The sequence below is a fragment of the Rivularia sp. PCC 7116 genome (assembly GCF_000316665.1).
Lineage (GTDB): Bacteria > Cyanobacteriota > Cyanobacteriia > Cyanobacteriales > Nostocaceae > Rivularia.
The window spans coordinates 7,664,919-7,682,813 of sequence record NC_019678.1; the positions used below are offsets into that span (position 1 = coordinate 7,664,919).

11 protein-coding genes are annotated in these 17,895 nt (G+C 39.8%); 3 read left to right on the forward strand and 8 right to left on the reverse strand.

Annotated elements, in window-relative coordinates:
* Positions 1–16: 16 nt before the first annotated feature.
* Complete coding sequence (locus RIV7116_RS29445; protein WP_015121989.1) at positions 17–3,538, forward strand: serine protease; 3,522 nt, start codon at positions 17–19, stop codon at positions 3,536–3,538.
* Positions 3,539–3,794: 256 nt separating this feature from the next.
* On the opposite strand, the gene RIV7116_RS29450 is transcribed toward RIV7116_RS29445, so the two are convergent.
* The gene (locus RIV7116_RS29450; RefSeq protein WP_015121990.1) at positions 3,795–5,705 is read right to left on the reverse strand and encodes a serine/threonine-protein kinase; all 1,911 of its coding nucleotides are present in this window, start codon (positions 5,703–5,705) and stop codon (positions 3,795–3,797) included.
* 232 nt (positions 5,706–5,937) lie between these two features.
* Positions 5,938–6,531 carry a TetR/AcrR family transcriptional regulator gene (locus RIV7116_RS29455; protein ID WP_015121991.1) on the reverse strand — a complete coding sequence of 198 codons (594 nt, stop codon included), beginning with the start codon at positions 6,529–6,531 and terminating at the stop codon, positions 5,938–5,940.
* Between the two features lie 297 nt (positions 6,532–6,828).
* On the opposite strand from RIV7116_RS29455, the gene RIV7116_RS29460 reads away from it, so the two are divergent.
* Both RIV7116_RS29460 and RIV7116_RS29465 read left to right on the forward strand, forming a co-directional pair.
* On the forward strand, positions 6,829–8,322 hold the full coding sequence (locus tag RIV7116_RS29460) for an amidase (protein ID WP_044292510.1): 1,494 nt from the start codon (positions 6,829–6,831) through the stop codon (positions 8,320–8,322).
* 112 nt (positions 8,323–8,434) lie between these two features.
* Positions 8,435–9,907 carry an amidase gene (locus RIV7116_RS29465; RefSeq protein WP_015121993.1) on the forward strand — a complete coding sequence of 491 codons (1,473 nt, stop codon included), beginning with the start codon at positions 8,435–8,437 and terminating at the stop codon, positions 9,905–9,907.
* Between the two features lie 752 nt (positions 9,908–10,659).
* Here RIV7116_RS29465 and pgmB read toward each other — a convergent pair.
* The 6 genes from pgmB to RIV7116_RS29490 form a co-directional block, all read right to left on the reverse strand.
* The gene (gene pgmB, locus RIV7116_RS29470) at positions 10,660–13,551 is read right to left on the reverse strand and encodes a beta-phosphoglucomutase (protein WP_015121994.1); all 2,892 of its coding nucleotides are present in this window, start codon (positions 13,549–13,551) and stop codon (positions 10,660–10,662) included.
* A gap of 371 nt (positions 13,552–13,922) precedes the next feature.
* A complete protein-coding gene (locus RIV7116_RS29475; RefSeq protein ID WP_015121995.1) occupies positions 13,923–14,645 on the reverse strand; it encodes a M48 family metallopeptidase in 723 nt (240 codons plus the stop codon).
* Positions 14,646–14,736: 91 nt separating this feature from the next.
* Positions 14,737–14,910, reverse strand: coding sequence for a hypothetical protein (locus tag RIV7116_RS36675; protein WP_015121996.1), 174 nt, complete (start codon positions 14,908–14,910; stop codon positions 14,737–14,739).
* A gap of 254 nt (positions 14,911–15,164) precedes the next feature.
* Complete coding sequence (gene bioF / locus RIV7116_RS29480; protein WP_015121997.1) at positions 15,165–16,328, reverse strand: 8-amino-7-oxononanoate synthase; 1,164 nt, start codon at positions 16,326–16,328, stop codon at positions 15,165–15,167.
* A gap of 119 nt (positions 16,329–16,447) precedes the next feature.
* Positions 16,448–17,092, reverse strand: coding sequence for a Holliday junction branch migration protein RuvA (gene ruvA / locus RIV7116_RS29485; RefSeq protein ID WP_015121998.1), 645 nt, complete (start codon positions 17,090–17,092; stop codon positions 16,448–16,450).
* A complete protein-coding gene (locus RIV7116_RS29490; RefSeq protein WP_015121999.1) occupies positions 17,089–17,835 on the reverse strand; it encodes a sucrose-phosphate phosphatase in 747 nt (248 codons plus the stop codon). Before RIV7116_RS29490 ends, ruvA begins: the two co-directional genes overlap by 4 nt.
* Between the last annotated feature and the right edge of the window lie 60 nt (positions 17,836–17,895).

The window sequence follows — 17,895 nt, forward strand, 5'->3', positions numbered from 1 at the left end:
TGGGAGTAAAAGCAATATGGCTGCATATAAAAAAAATAGTTGGTCGTTGTCTAAGATTGCTTGTATCGGAACCTTGTTGATATTACCAGTACAAGGTGTTTACACAACTATTCATACTCAAGCAGCTTTAGCTCAACAGCAAACTTCTCAATTATCTCAACAGCAACTACAACAGTTAGCAAAGTCTATCACCGTTAAGATTCTTTCTGGAGAAAAAGGTGGTTCGGGGATCTTGATTCGCAAAAAAGGTCCGTTGTTTACCGTGATTACCAGTAAACATGTCCTGGAAAAAAATAAATCTGCTTTCATTCATACATCCGACGGTAAAAAGCATCAAGCAGAATTGGTGAAGGGAATTAATTTTGATAACAAGGATTTAGTATTATTAAATTTCCGTAGCTCAGATAACTATAAAGTTGCTCAATTGGGTAATTCATCAACTATAAAACAAGGAGATAAAGTATTTGCTGCGGGATTTCCTTTTGAAGCTAATGCATCTGAATCCAGACAATTTGTTTTTCGGTTGGGACGAATCTCTCTATTACTAAAAAGTCCATTGCAGGGAGGCTATCAAATTGGTTACACCAATGAAGTAGAAAAGGGAATGAGTGGTGGCCCAATTATCAGCAGTCAAGGAAAAGTTATCGGCATTAATGGCATTCATGCTCAACCTTTGTGGGGGAATCCTTATGCTTATGAAGATGGTACCCAACCAAGTGATGCTTTACAGGAAAAAATGAGAAACTCTAGTTGGGGAGTTCCTATTCAAACTGTTGCAAAGCTAGCTCCTCAATTCGTTTCAGGGGAAATAGTAGCATCCGATCCAAAAAACACATCTACTAATAAATCTAGACTGCAACAACTATCGAGTCAAATTGATAATATTGCCAAAGAAATTACAGTATTAATCAATTGGGGAAGCGGCAACGGTTCAGGAGCGATTGTAGCTCAGCAAGGCAATACTTACCACGTACTCACTGCCCAACACGTAGTTAGGGGCAATCGTACTTTAACAATTACCACTGCCGACGGTAAGCAACATTCTGTAAACCCAAGTCAAATAAAAATACTACCAGGAGTAGATTTAGCACTTGTGCAGTTTACCAACAGCGAAAAATATCAAGTAGCTAACCTGGCAAACTATAGCTTAGACATCAACGATCGGGTAGCTTTCGTATCTGGATGGCCAGTACCAAAAGCTAAAACGCAAAAATTAAGTCGTCAGTTTAGCACCGGATTTCTTTTAGGTTGGAACAGGGGTACTAATCGTGCTATGGATGACCGTTCTTTTTCTCAAGGTTATGGGTTAGTTTATACTAATTTTACCGCGTTAGGTATGAGCGGCGGCCCCGTATTAGATACAGAAGGTCGTCTAATTGGCATTCATACAGCAGCAGAAGCTTTCAAAAAAGGACAGCCAAGTCCAATTCAGCAGAAATCTCCTCGGAATCCCCAATTAGAATTAGGCTATAGCTTGGGTATTCCAATTCGTACTTTTTTAGCAAAAATTGAACAGGAAAAAATCAACCTGAACTTGAAACCAGTTGCTAATTCTTTGCCAAAACAACTTACTGCTGCCGAACAAGATGAAATAGTTCAAGCTTCACTCAATTTAAAACCACCGCAGAGTAATGCCGATCAAATTGAATGGCTAAATTACGGTAATGAACTATGGCGATCGCGTCGGTATAAAGAAGCTCAGTCAGCTTTTGAGCGCTCAACTAAAATTAAGCCGGATTTTTATCACGGTTGGTATTCACATGGTATGGCGTTAATGCGTCAAGAAAAATATCCAGAAGCAATTAAATCATTTAAATTGGCAAATAAGTACAATCCCGAATCGGATCGTGCTTTACGTCAGTTGGGAGATGCATATTGGTACTCGGGAGAATACCCAGAAGCTCTGCAAACTTTTAAACAAACGATTCAATTAAGACCTGATGATTTTATTCTTCATAATTGGTTAGCTGATGCATTCAATCAATTAGGTCGTCACCCAGAAGCGCTCCAAGCTGGTAATCAATCGATTCAACTTAATCCCAATCTAGCTGAGAGCTACATCCGACGGAGTAGAACTCGTTCAAATTTGGGTGACTACTCTGAAGCGATAAAAGACCTGAATAAAGCTTTAAAACTTCAACCTGACTTAGCTATTGCCTACGTGCAGCGAGCTTTAGTCCGCTATTGGCAGAAAGATTATCAAGAAGCGCTTAATGATACAAAAACAGCTATACGCCTCCAGCCAAATTTTGTAGATGCTTACTGGGTTAGTGGACTTGTTCACGCCCAGATGAACAATAGAGAAGGATTTATCAAAGATTTTAATAAAGCTTTGCAAATTCAACCTGACAATGCTGTTATATACGCACAAAGGGGTTATGCACATTATCTCTTGGGAGATACAGCAAAAGGAATTGCCGACTACAATGACGCGATACGTCTTAATTCTAAATTAGCGTATGAGTTCTACACTCAACGGGGAGATATACGCTGGATACAAAAAGACTACAATGGGGCGGTGGCAGATTACACTCAAGCTTTAAGCTTCCGTTCTAGTCATGTTCCAGCTTACATCGGTAGAGGTAAAGCTTACGCTAAGTTAGGAAAGCGGCAACAATCTCTTCAAGATTTTAATAAAGCTTTGAGTCTTCAACCTAAAAATTCGCTGATATACAGCAGCAGAGGATATTCTCGCTTGCTTCTTAAAGATTATCAAGCAGGAGTTGAAGATTATAACAAAGCAATAGGTCTTACTCCACAATTAGCATATTTGTTCTACAACAATCGGGGTAATGCCCAATATGAACAAGAAAATTACAAAGGAGCAATTGCAGATTACACAAAAGCAATTAGCCTCAAACCAAAGGATGCAGTATTTTACTGGAATCGAGGTGATGTTTACTTAACGCAAAAGCAATATCAGCAAGCAATAGCTGATTTTACCGCAGCAATTCGCCTTAATCCAGATTATGCCTCTGCATATAATAAACGAGGTATAGCACTTGAACATGGGAAAGATTATAAAGGAGCAATTGCAGATTACACTAAAGCAATTAGCCTAGAGCCAAATCAAGGAGTATTTTACTCGAATCGAGGTGGTGTTTACTTAACACAAAAGCAATACCAGCAAGCAATAGATGATTTTACCGCAGCAATTCGCCTTAATCAGGAGAATGCATCAGCTTACTCTATTAGAGCAATAGCACGTGACATGCAAGAAGATTATAAAGGAGCGATTGCAGACCATACAGAAGCGATTGGTATCAAACCAAAAGAAGCAAGATACTATAATCGTAGAGGAAATACTTATTTAAAGAACAAAGAATATAGAAAAGCAATTGCCGATTATACTACTGCTATTTCCCTAGATGTAGATGATGGTGATGCTTACGGATTAAGAAGTTTGGCTTACGCTGGCTTAGGAGATAAACAAAAAGCAATACAAGATTTGCAAAAAGCGTCTCAAATATTTCAGAAAAAAGGGAATATGGATAATTATAAATTAGTACAAAGTATGCTTAGCAAGCTTCAACAGTAAGTAACTAGGCAAAATTAATTGTATATTGTCATTGCGTTAACGTTCACGAAGTATGCCCGAAGGGCTTAATGTTCCCTCTTAGGGAATGGAACGAAGCAATCCCAGGGTTTTGAAGATTTTAGAATGTTAAATTAATTTTGCACGACTACTTAGTAATCTAATTTCACAATTTAATTGATCGGCGCTGAAAACTCTACACTTTGGGTGGGCAAGCTTTCTTACCCACCCAATTCAAGATCGATGTGATGGTTTTAAACTAGGGAGTTACCTGCCAAAGACTGATAACTCCATCAGTATTGCTACTTGCAAGGTATTTACCATCGGGACTAAAGGCAACAGAGGTAACTTCTTTAGAATTTCCCGTCAATGTACGAATTATTTCTCCATCTGAAATATTCCACAGTTTAATAGTCTCGTCACTACTACCGCTGGCGAGACTTTTTCCATCGGGACTAAAAGTAACAGAATTGACAGAAAAAGAATGACCGTACAAGTGACGAATTTCCTGTCCGGTTCCCAAGTTCCACAGTTTAATAGTGCCGTTAGCATCACCACTGGCAAGGGTTTTATTATCTGGATTAATAGCTAACGACCAAACGGTGGCAAAATGCCCCCCTAGTTTGCGAATCTCTTGTAAGGTATCTAAATTCCACATTTTAATAGTTTTGTCCGCACTACCACTGACAAGCATTTTTCCGCCAGCAGTTAAAGCAAGTGACTCTACCGAACTGGAATGTCCTGCAAATGTATCGTTTTCTTTTTGGGTTGCAAGATTCCACAATTTAATATTACCGTCAAAACTACCGCTAGCTAAAGTTTTTCCATCAGCGCTAATAGCAAGGGATTTTACCGCACTTGTATGTCCTATTAATGTACCTATTTCTTCTTTAGTTGCTAGATTCCATAACTTAATCGTGTTATTACCCATACCGCTAGCAAGAATTTTTCCATCACTACTAATAGCAACAGCATGAACTGTTCCCCCATTTACCTGTAGGGTGTCAGTTTCCTTTCCGGTTTCCCAATTCCACAGTTTAACGGTAGTATCATAACTGCCGCTAACAAGAGTTGTATCTTTGGGATTCATCGCCATAGAACTTACTAATTGAGAATGTCCATTTAAAGTTTTAATCGGGGCTGTTTGCTGCGAGATAGAGGGTTTAGTTGAATTGTTGATATAGAAAACTCCTCCAATTCCCAGAAGCGCGATCGCGGAGCCTACTATAGTTCCATACAGTCGTTTGTGATTGGGCTTAGAAGTAGATCCAGTATTTGGCTGTGGTGTTAATTGCGCGATAACTTCCGAAGCCGATTGATAGCGTTCCTCTTTGTCTTTTTTCAAAAGTTGATCGAGAACATCACCCAACTGCTTACTAATCGGATGTTTCAAATAAATTCGCCAAGAATTAACCCAGTTGTAGCCATTTTCTGCCCATAGTTTCCCTGGGTGAACACCAGTCAGTAAATGAAAGCAAGTAGTGCCCAAAGAGAACAAATCGCTACCTGGGAAAGCTATTCCACCCTGCATTTGCTCTAAAGGACTATAACCAGGGGTTCCAATAGTTGTTCCTAGTTTGGTTCGCACGTTTGCTGTTAATTGCTTGGAAGCACCAAAATCAATCAATATTAATTTGCCATCGCTTCGACGGCGCATAATATTTTGTGGTTTGATATCTCGGTGAATTACATTACGCTGGTGAATATACTCAACAACTGGCAACAAATGCAATAGCAATTCCTTGATTTTGTTCTCACTATAGACTCCCTGCTGGTTGAATTCCTCATACAAATTCTGCCCATCAATAAATTCTTGCACCAAATACATATAATGGTTTTCCTCGAAGTAAGCCAGCAGAGTGGGAATCTGAGGGTGTTTCCCTAATTCTTGCAGTCGCTTGGCTTCTTCTTCAAATAGTTCAACTGCTTTTTTTACAGCCCATGTGCCCTGTGCTTTTGGTGCCAATTGCTTAACAACACAGAGTTCATCGAGTTTATCTATATCTTTTGCCACATAAGTTCTGCCAAATCCCCCTTCATTTGAAAGCACCTTTTGCACTCGGTAGCGATTTCTCAGCAGAGATATCATCTGCACGCCGCAACTCTGGCAATAGCTTTTTTCATCAGAGTTTTCCGGACATGGGCAATCAGGATTCAAGCAGATAGTCATCTCATTAAGGTGATATTGCCGAAAAAGTCGTATGTATATAGAATTTAGCAGAATTTTCTAGGCTGGGTTGTAAATTTTATAATTACTGTAGGATGTTTATCGAAAACATATTAATACAGTAAGGCGTAACAAAACAACTATTTCATTGAGCTTTTTTAAGGTTTTTAGCAATTAATCTCTTAATTCTGTCTTAATCTACTAATTAGATAAAAATGGTTTTCGTTCGGTAAAATCATTTCTCCCTACCCCGAATATACTCAATCCCAACAATCAAGGCATCCAACATAATCTCATAACTTTCATCATTTGAACGTTGAAAAGTCATCATTCCCGCTTGCTCGACGCTAATAAATCCGTAAATGGCAGCGTTAACCATTCGCATTGCGTCAATTAGTTGGTTTTCAGTCAAATCATAACCCTGTATTCCCTGCTGAAACCAACCCATTGCTTGTTTAATCACCGCATTGGCATCTTTATCCGTGGGATGTAATTGATACTGCATCATCACTTTGTAACGCGCTGGATACAGCTTGGCAAAGTCCCGATTCGCTATTCCACCAGCTTTGAATAACTGACGCTGTTCGTTAATTCCTTTAGTTTTTCCCTGACAATATTTGAGAAATTCTCGCCAAATTGTTAAAACTACCGCTTTCCTCAACTCCGCGTTTCCATTGAGATGTTTATAAATCGCCGGTGGTTTTATACCAAGTTCTCGCGCTACCCGATTCACTCCCAGAGCAGATTCTCCCTCTCGATCCAAACAACTTATTGCAGCTTCAATTACATCTTCAGAAGTTAGTGAATTTTCTTTCGTCGGACGACCCATATCTATGTTACTTTAAATTTAGTTAATACTATTAACTAAAAGCATATCAGATGCCCTCAGCCTATAAGACTGGGGCTACAATTGCAAAGCCTGCCTCCGCAAGCTAGGAAACTTCATTTTTAGTAATAGAAGGCGGACTTTATCTCGTTACAAGGCTCTGCCTTTTAATGCTGTACGGGAGGCTCTGCCTCTAGTTGAGGAATGGAGGCGGAGCCTCTGGATTTGGGTTCCCAACCAGAGACTGGGAACGAGTGTTACGAGTTGTTAGTTAAATTCTGGATTTTTAATTTGAATAATATGAACGAATTAATATTTAAACCTGCTTATCAACTTGCTCGAATGATAAAAGAGCGTCAGGTTTCATCGGTTGAGGTGTTGGAAGCCTATTTAAATCAGATTTCGCGACATAACTCTAAGCTGAATGCAATTTGTACTCTTAACGAAAACGCTTTAGAAACTGCGAAACAGGCTGACGAAGCTTTAGCAAAAGGTAAAAATTGGGGATTACTTCACGGCGTACCAATAACGATTAAAGATAATTTTGAAACTAAAGGATTGCTTACTACTGCGGGTTATGAACCGTTTAAAAATTATATTCCCACAGAAGATGCAACGACAGTGGCGCGTCTGCGTCAAGCTGGAGCAATTATTATCGGCAAAACCAGCCCTTCTCAATTAGCTGGGGATTATCAGGGAATAAACGATATATTTCCTCTCGTAAATAATCCTTGGAATTTAGAATATACGCCGGGAGGTAGTACTAGCGGGGGAGCAGCAGCTTTAGCAGCAGGTTTTTCTCCTCTGGAATTAGCTTCTGATATCGGTGGCTCGATTCGTCAACCCGCTCATTTTTGCGGATTGTATGGACTCAAGCCGACAGATAGAAGGGTTCCGACTACCGGGCATATTGGCGATACTACGAATATGGATTTCCGCTGTATTCGGCAAATGCTTGTTGCTGGGGGATTAGCGCGTTCTATTGAAGATTTGAGTTTATGTATAAAAATTATTGCTGGTGCAGATAATCGTCAACCCGATATTCCTCCGGTACCTTTGGATGAAGTTGATGAGAAAAGTTTAGACAAGCTGAAAATTGCTTGGATTGATGAACTACCTTTATATCCAGTTGCCAGAGAAATTAAATCTGCAATGCAAGCAGCGAGGAAAAAGCTTGCTGATGCTGGGGTTAATGTTGAAAGCTGGATACCAAAATACGATTTTGCTACCGCATGGGAAGTTTTTTATGCCGTGGCTACCTATAACCTAATGTTTATTCAAGGAACTGATTTTAAAAACCTTAGGCAACAAATGGCGTTTTTGTGGAGAGAAGCAACCGAGGGCGTAAGCGAGTTACGAGAAATTAGCAAAGTGCCAAATATTTCTCTACCGATATTTATGAAAAAATCTTTGCAGGGTTATTTTGAAGCTTTAACACAAAGGGATAATTTGATTGCTCAAATGGATAGGGAGTTAGAGCAATGGGATGTATGGTTATGCCCGGTAGCAATGACAACAGCATTTACTCATAGAGCCAAAGGTGCAGCAGTGGAAATTGATGGGAGAAAAGTACCTTATCAGATGGCGAATGGTGCTTATGTGGTTCCTTTTAATCTTACTGGGCATCCTGTTGTAGTTGTTCCGATTGGTTTTACTCAAGATGGATTACCGATTGGAATGCAAATTGTCGGCAAAAGATGGAAGGAAATGGAATTGTTGAATATTGCGGGGAAATTGGATGAAATTATTGGGGATTTTCGTCTTCCAGTCTCGTTACAAGGCTCTGCCTTGTAATGCTGTACGGGAGGCTCTGCCTTTTGTTGAGCAATGGAGGCAGAGCCTCCGAATTGGCGTTCCCAGTCTCTGGCTGGGAACGAGTTTTTATTGAAGTTTTAATTTTAATAATATGAATGATTTAATATTTACACCCGCACATCAACTTGCTCGAATGATAAAAGAGCGCCAGGTTTCATCAGTTGAAGTCTTGGAAGCACATTTGAATCAAATTTCTCAACATAATTCTAGATTTAATGCAATTTGCACTCTCAACGAAAACACTCTCGAAACTGCAAAACAAGCTGATGAAGCTTTAGCTAAAGGTGAAAATTGGGGAGTATTTCATGGCGTACCGATAACAATAAAGGATATTTTTGAAACTGAGGCATTGCGTACAACGGCGGGATATAAACCCCTTGAAAATTACATTCCTACTCGTGATGCTACGGTAGTGCCGCGTTTGCGAAATGCGGGAGCAATAATTTTAGGTAAAAGCAATACAGCAGAACTTGCAGGGGAATATCAAAGCGTTAACGATATTTTTCCTGCTGTTAATAATCCTTGGAATCCAGATTATACTCCTGGTGGTAGTTCTGGCGGGAGTGCTGCGGCTGTAGCTGCGGGTTTTTCACCGTTGGATATAGGAAATGATGTTTCCGGCTCAATTCGGCAACCGGCACATTTTTGTGGAGTTTATGGACTAAAACCAACGGATAGAAGGGTATCTTCAGCCGGACAAATACCGGAAGTTCCGGGACAGCCAAAGTGCATTCGTCAAATGCAAACTGTGGGACCTTTGGCGCGTTGTTTTGCAGATTTAAGGTTATCTTTTACACTGATTGCAGGTGCGGATATTCGACAGCCAGATATTGCCCCCGTTCCTTTTGATACGATATCCGATAAGTCTTTGCAGGATTTGCGGGTGGCTTGGATGGATGGTTGGGATGAGCTTCCGGTTGCTTGTGAAATTACATCTGCAATGCAAACTGTAGCGAATGATTTGACTCAAGCAGGTGTAAAAATTGAAAGTTGGATTCCTCCCCTTGATATAGAAGAGGCTTTACAATTGAGCGATCGCCTAATTGCATACAATTTCGTTTATTCCCAACCTGTGGACTTTGCGACAGCGAAAAAGCGCATTCCGATGATATTTCGGGAGATGACGCAGGGAGATAAAAATTTAAGGGAAATTAGCAATATGGGAGATTATTTACCTGAGTTATTAAATCCAACTTTGAAGGGATATTTTACAGCTTTGACAACAAGGGATAAATTAATTGCTCAAATGGATGCAGCAATGGAACCGTGGGATGTATGGTTGTGTCCGGTTGCGATGACTTGTGCATTTACGCATCGTCCGATGGGAAGGTTTATAGATGTGGATGGTAGAAAGGTACCTTATTTATTAGCGAATGGTGCTTACACTTCATTGTTGAATCTTACGGGGAATCCGGTTGTGGTTATTCCTATTGGTTTTACAACAGATGGATTACCGATTGGAATGCAGATTGTGGGTAAAAGGTGGAAGGAACTGGAATTATTAAATATAGCTGGGAAGTTGGATGAAATTATTGGGGGTTTTGTGAGTCCAGAATTTGTTTAAGAAGAGTGAGGGGAGAGAAGGGAGCATCTTAATGGCGGCAAAACGCCCGCAGACTATAAGTCTGGGGCTAATATTACAAAGCCCACCTTTGTGGGCTAACAGGTTTACTAGCCCACAAAGGTGGGCTTTGTTCATATAGCCTCACCCTTGCAGGGTGTAGGGTAAATATTTGTTCAAAATCGGGATGCTATACACCTTTCATAACTATGGTAAATTGAACTAATGGCTTAATAATAATTAAATTTTTGATAATCAATTAAATAGAAAGCAAACCATTTTTTTGAAAGCTTGTTAAGTTAATTAAAGGTTAAGAAACGTTTCAAAATTGTCTACCTTAAATTAATAATTGGTATATTAAGGATGAAGCGAATTAAAGCTTCCCTGGCAGATAAAATAGCCTGGTAGATACAGGTTAAATCAAGTGAGGAGGTAAAAAAACTGTCTCATAATCTGTCTCGAAAAATAACAATAACACCCGACTCGAACGCTTATAATTCCTCGCTCTGAAAGTCAGGGGGCAACGTAACTAGCAATTTACGAAGCAATTGATTAGTACGTCCCTGTAAATTCAACAAAAAGAGGACATCCCTGAGCAAGTAGATGCTTGGGTGTTATTGTTTTTAGAAGTATTTTTACTAATTTAATAATAAGTAATTGGTTGAGTTCAATACGGTTAAAACCTCACCCTGTCCTGTCGGACATCCCTCTCCTTATTAAGGAGAGGGAAAGAGGATAAATGTTGAATCTCGCGTTTAATGTGCTGGAGTACCAGCCAAACAAAAACTCAATTTATGCTCAATATCTTTAAGGCTGACATTCTCTAAACTGGGTAAAATAATTTGAGCCGCACCAACTCTTTCAATAGAACCTATTCCGATAGTTCGCATTCCCCCAGCGAGGGCGGCTTCAACTCCCGAGCTAGCGTCTTCTACTACAATACAATCGGCTGGTTCTAATTCTAACTGACTGGCTGCGTGCAGAAATAAATCTGGTGCTGGCTTAGAACGTTTGACGCTGTTGCCGTCAGCAATGGCATCTAGTTTATCGCCTATTCCCAGTCTTTCAATTACAGTGCGGGCATTTTTGCTTCCCGAGCCAATTGCAATTTTAATTCCTTTCTGACGCAATTCATCTATTAAATTACCAGCTCCGGGTAATAGAGATTCCGGCGTTATTTGTTGAATAAGTTCTACATAATAACTATTCTTGCGTTTCATCATCTCCTGAATTTGAGATTCTGAATAATTTCTATCTCCTATTATCTCGATCAATGAATCTCTGCGCGAAATTCCTCGTAATGCTTCGTTGGCTTGACGGTTGAAGGGAATACCTTCTTCGTCTGCCAATCTCTGCCAAGCTTGATAGTGATATTCTGCTGTATCCGTCAGCACGCCATCCAAGTCGAATATAAAGCCTTTGATTTCTGACTTAACGCTGCTAACTTCTGGCTTCAAGTCAAAATTGTGCCAATTGCCTTGCCAGTAAAGCTTAAACTGTAAGCGTTTCCAAGTCGGAGGTAAATTAGGTTTGGCTATCGGGCCATTTTTCGTAAATTGGATACCGGCAACCCCAAAAATTACAGCCTGCCAAATACTGCCGCAGGATGCAGCATGAATTCCCTCGGCAGCATTACCGCGTGTATTTTCTAAATCTACTAATGCAGCTAAGCGAAAATATTCGTAAGCTTCACCGCTTTTACCTAAAGAAGCAGCCACAAGTCCGTGAATAGCTGGTCCTAAAGAAGAACCATAGGTAATATCGGTGCGTGGTGCGTAATAATCCCAGTTTTTGAGGAGAATTTCTTTACCATAATCAGTTACGGCAGTTCTCTCCATTAAGTAAAGTAGCATCAACACATCTGGCTGCTTGATTACCTGCCGCTTGTTAACTTCCTTGATTCCCAAAATAGATAACATTGAATCGGTACGCGGTTCGTAATCAGCAAGGTTGATATCTTCTAATTGAAAAAAGCCCTCAAATTGTTCGATAACCCCTGTTTTGGAATCGTGGGAAATAAATAGATTTTCGGCTATATCTTGCCAACGCCAACGTCGTTTTTCAGTTAATTGCAGTTTTTCTGCTAATTTTGTGGCTTTTACTGGAAAAGTTTCTTTGAGCCAGTCGTAAACATCGAGAGCTTTTTGTAAGTGCCATTGCACCATTCGATTGGTGAAAGTATTGTTATTTATATTTTCGTGATACTCATCAGGTCCAATTACATCAAGAATCGAATAACATTCGCGTTTGACATCAAGAAAAACGCGGCTACTCCAAAATAAAGCTGTATCGAGGATAATTTCTGCACCGCGATCGCGCATCCATTCATCGTCTTTGGTCACTTGCCAGTATAGCCAAGCCGCAATACTAATATCTGCACTAATGTGAATTTCGCGATCGCGACACCAAATGCGGATATCTTCTTCATATAAATGCTTTGCTGGTGCCCATCTCGGAGTTACTTCATCGCCAGTTGCCGCACTTTCCCAGGCGTACATTGCACCCCGGTAGCCATTATATTTTGCTTTGCGTCGCGCTCCTTCCAAACAATGGTAGCGATAGGTAAGTAAATTGCGAGCAATATCGGGTTGTGTAAACAGGAAGAATGGCAGTATAAAAAATTCTGTATCCCAAAATATATGACCGCGATATCCGAAACCAGATAAAGTTTTAGCAGGAATACTAACTTTGTCGTCGTGACGGGGAGCGCTAATTAATAATTGAAAAAGATTGTACCGTAAGACTAATTGAGCTTGCGCGCTTCCTTCTATAAAGATGTCACTGTAATACCATGTCTTTTCCCAAGCTTGTTCGTGACTTTCTTGTAATTTTTCATAGCTTGGTAAATTCTGCAACTTATCGCAAGCAGCTTGAATGGGATTTTCCAATTCTCGGGAAGTGAAAACCGTAACTAACTTTTCTACAGTAACGGTAACTCCTTGAACAGCATTAAACTTTGCTTCCACTGTGGGAAAACCGGGAACGCTAATATCTCTGTATGTAGCTTTAGTTCCAGATATTGCTAATTTGAATGCCATCCCCAATTGAATGCGAGAAGTTCGAGTTCTAACTTGTAACCAGGAACTAGCTTCCCCATATCCTTGCGAGAGAATTAACCAGGGATTGAATCCATCATTATCTTCTGGATTGCCATCAATACTGCCGCGAATCCGAATCGTACCATCAAAATCAATCGGTGTCAGTTGAATGCGTAATCCTAAAACATTTTGCTCGGCTTGACTAGCAAAACGTTCAAAGTGAAGGCTAATTGTTTTACCTTTGGGGCTGCGCCAGCTAATTTTACGACTCAGAATACCGCGCTTCAAGTCTAGCTGACGCTCGTAGCTATAAATTTCCCCTTTATCTAAACGAAATTCTTCGTCATCGATAATAATATACAAAGGCAGCCAATCTGGGCAGTTAACAAGTTCGGTATAATAAATCGGAACATCATCATAAACCCCATTAGTTAAAGTAGCAGCAACTGCACCGGGATATCCTTCTTCAAAACTCCCTCGCGTACCGAGATAACCATTACCAATAGTAAAAACAGTTTCTTTATAGTTGAGTTGTTCGCAGTCGAAATGATTTTCAGTGAGAATCCAATCTTGATAGTTCAAATGGGGATCTAAAATATTTTTGTCCATTTTTTTGATTGTGATTAAAAGTATTGTGTCTGCTTACAACAATTTAAATTGCACCAATTCCATAATCATGGAAGAGTTTAATTTTTATCGATTTAGTATCTCTCTTTAAACAAAAAACAGCGAAAATTATGTTTAAGAACTAACCTAAGAAGCAATGAATCCAACTTCGTACTTATTACCAGATAAATGTGAATTTCTTGTGAGGATATACCTTCATATTTATTAAAATACCGAATAATATCAAGTCCGGCTAATTACTTACGATATAACCCTACTGAAAAGATGGCGGTTATTATCTACTACTCATTACTCATTACTCATTACTCATTACTCATTACTCATTACTCATTACTCATTACTCATTACTCATACTACAAAGGTAATAATTCACTTTCCCACGCTTTGAGATTAGCTTTACGTTGTTGCCAATCGGGCATAATCGTGCCTAGAGTTTGCCAAAAGTCTTTACTGTGATTGTGATGCAATAGGTGAGTCACTTCATGAGCAACAACGTACTCTAATACTGGCAAAGGCGCATCAGCTAACCGCCAATTGATGCGAATACTTCCTTTGGAGGAACAAGTGCCCCAAGCTCGCTTTTGTTGAGATAACTTGATAGATTTTGGTTGCACGTTAAGCTTATGGGCGTAAATTTGAGCAAATCTCAGAATATCGACATAAACTTGTTCGCGCTTCCAATCTATTAATGCTTGTTTTACTGCTGCTTCTTTTTCGTTGGCAATTAACAGTTGCGGTACTTTGATATAAAAGCACTTATCAAAATCAATAACAACTTTCTCTACGTCAGTGGATTCTATTTTTAAAGTGAAAAAACTACCCCGGTACATAATTTCTGTACTATCTGTATAGCTTTGGGGTGTTTGAGGCGGATATTTATGACTGATTTTCTCAATAGATTTTAATAACCAGCTTTTTTTGCTCTCAACAAAATCGGTAATTAGTTTTTCTGGTGTATTAATCGGTGCTACAACTTCTACGCCTTTGTGGCTAACGATAATTCGTAGACGTTTGCTACGTTTGCTGTGGCGGATACTATAAGAAATACTGGTTTCACAAATCTGCAAGACGGGCATGAATTTTTTGGCGTTGCTGAGCAAAAATCGAACTTATTTATCTAGTTTGATTCAATTGTCCAACAATTCTACAACCATTCCGGTCAAAGATTTACACCATAGAGCCAATATTGTAGATACGTGCTATTTTATTGCCAAAATTTTTATTTTCATAAACAAATTCGCTATAGTCAGCTAAATCATCGATTCCAATCAAGTTAAGGATAATTTCGGTTGCTAACCAAAAAGAAGTTTTTACTAACAATTTTTGCCAACGTACATTCATCTTGTCCCCCTCTTGCTTAATCAAGCCAGAAAATATTTTTGTAAAACCTTACTTATTTATTAGTGCTGAAATATCTAAGTTATGCAGCTGTCGAATAGATATCTGCCAGAATTAGTTACAGCAGCGTAGTGTCTCATTCCGCATACAAATATAAGTAGACTTAAGCTATAGGGTTCGTAGTTGCGCTTCAGCGCCAAAAATCTTGGCGCTGAAGCGCAACTACGAACATATTTTGATTCAGCCGACTTACTTAACTAATTAAAATTTTTTAACACTTCTACTAATTTCTCAATATGACTTGGTTGATGGGTAGCCATTAACGAAATACGAATCCTACTTGTGGGCACTGTGGGGGGACGAATTGCCGGTGCGAAAATTCCGGATTCTTTGAGATAATTTCCGATTTTTAACGCTTGTGCTGCACTTGCTAGCTGGAAACAAATAATTGCTGATTCTGAAGGTAATATTTTCAAGTTTGGCAAATCAGACATCAAGTCTTTTAGATAATTAATATTTTTCCACAATTGACTGCGACGGTGTGGTTCTTCTTTAACTATCTTAATTGCTTGCAAAGCCGCAGCAGTGTCACTTGGTGAAAGTGCTGTGGTATAAATCCAGCTAGGGGCACGATTTCTTAAAAAGTCAATCAAAGCCGTACTCCCAGCGACGTAACCACCCAAACTACCCAAAGCCTTACTTAAAGTACCAACTTGAATTAACTGTTTAGAAGTGCAGCCAAAATATTCCACACAACCGGCACCAGTTTCTCCCAAAACTCCAGTAGCGTGAGCTTCATCGACTAGCAACATGCAGCTAAATTCTTCAGCAATATCTAATAATGTAGGTAAAGGACACAAATCCCCATCCATACTGAAAACACTATCGGTAATTATCAGACAGCGACGATAATTTTGTCGAATTTCTTCTAACTTACTTTTTAAAGCAGCAGCATCGCAATGGGGATACTCAACTACCGCAGCACCGCTAAGAATTGCCCCATTTTTCAAACTGGAATGATTGTACTCATCGGATAAAATCACATCGCGTTTACCAACCACGGCGGTAACTGCACCCAAATTAGCTAAATATCCCGAGCTGAATACCAAAGCATCTTCCGTGGTTTTCAATTCGGCGATCGCGGTTTCTAAATCGCAATGCAATTCTCGATGCCCGCTGAGTAATCTAGAACCAGTGCTGCCAGTTCCAAAATCTTGGATAGCAGTAGTTGCAGCCTGAATTAAACGGTCATCCCCTGCCAAACCTAGATAATCATTGCTGGCAAAATTAATGACCTCGTTTCCCTGTAAAACTACCGTAGCACCAGCCCCACCGTGGATTGTTTGCACCGAACGGTACCAATCAGCACGGTGAATAGTTTTCAAAGATTGCTCTAGCCAAGCGTAACAGTCATCAGTCATCAGTTGTTAGTTGTTAGTTGTTAGTTGTTAGCTATCAGTTTGAAATAATTCATTGATAACTGCTCGCTGTTCACTGCTCACTGTTCACTGTTCACTGCTCACTGTTTACTGTTAACTGTTCACTGTTTACTGTTAACTTCGCTGCTGCTGAGATGGGCGATCGCCTGCTTAATCCAATCTTCGACAAAAGCATCTTTGGGTAATCCAATATCTTCGCCGACGACGTGTAAAGCGTAGCTAACTTCTTGTGCCGTATAGCCTAAAGCGAGTAAAGTCATTTGCACTTCTTCGAGAATTCCGGGTGCGGGACCACCTGTAGCAACGAAGAAACCAGCATTTTTACGCCAATCAATGAGTTTGCTTTTAAGTTCCAAACAAATGCGTTCGGCGGTTTTCTTACCAACACCGGGAGTTTGGATTAATAATTGCACGTTAGCAGCAATAATCGATTGGACTAATTCGGGTAATTCCAAAGTATCGAGCAAAGCAATAGCCAAAGAACTACCAATCCCGCTGACACCGATTAAAAAGCGAAATAAATCCCTTTCTGCTGGTGTACTAAAGCCGTAAAGAAGCGGTACCTCTTCCCGAACTTGGTAATGGGTAAAGACTTGGACTTCACCCCCCGAATCCGGTAATAGAGTAGCCAATCTTGCGGGAACTTGTAAATCGTATCCGATACCGTTCACCTCTAAAGTCAGGGTATGACGATTGGCGCTATTTTTTTGGATACCAGCAACGATTCCTTTGAGATAACTAATCATAAGAAACCAAAGTATTTTAAGCCTTCAATAATTCCACCTGCACAAACATTTTTCGCCAGGTAACGGTGGTTAACAGGATTTTCATTATGCCATTGGATTAATTCCGGACGAGCGTTTCCCACAAGGATACCTCGTTCTTCTCCAACAGCAAATAAAGCAATATCATTGCCCGAATCACCGCAAGCTACCGTTCTTTCTGATACAAAGTTCCACTTTTCGCGGAGAAATTGCATTGCCTGACCTTTATCGCTGCTACTGGGTACAATGTCAAGGTCAATACCACTGCTGTAGATTAATTTGACATCTAAACCGCTTTCGGACAAGCTAGATTCCAATTGCGGTAAAATCCCTGCGGCAACTGATTGTTCAACGAAAAAGCTTACCTTGAATTGTCCCTGTTCTGTGTCTGGTTGGGGTTTTAACTCCGAGAATTCAGCAGTTTTAGATAATACCACTTCTCGGTTCCATCCTTCAGAAAGTTTTTTAGACCAATCAGTATCTGGAGTATCCCTTTTATCTAAGTATATTTCCGTTCCTACTGATAAAACCAAAGCATCTGGCTCCATCAAATTTCTTTCCTGTTTCAGTTCTTCATATAAAACCGGCGATCGCCCAGTAGCATATACAATTTTAGTTCCATGTTCTTGACGATGTTTGCTCAAAAGTTGTGATAATTCCCTCAAAGCATCATCGTCACCGACGAAAGTGTTATCTAAATCCGTTACGAACAGAAATCTACTCACCGGTGTTTGCTCTCCTGGTTACAGCTTTACCATCAAAAAGTTTACATTAATTGTTAGTTG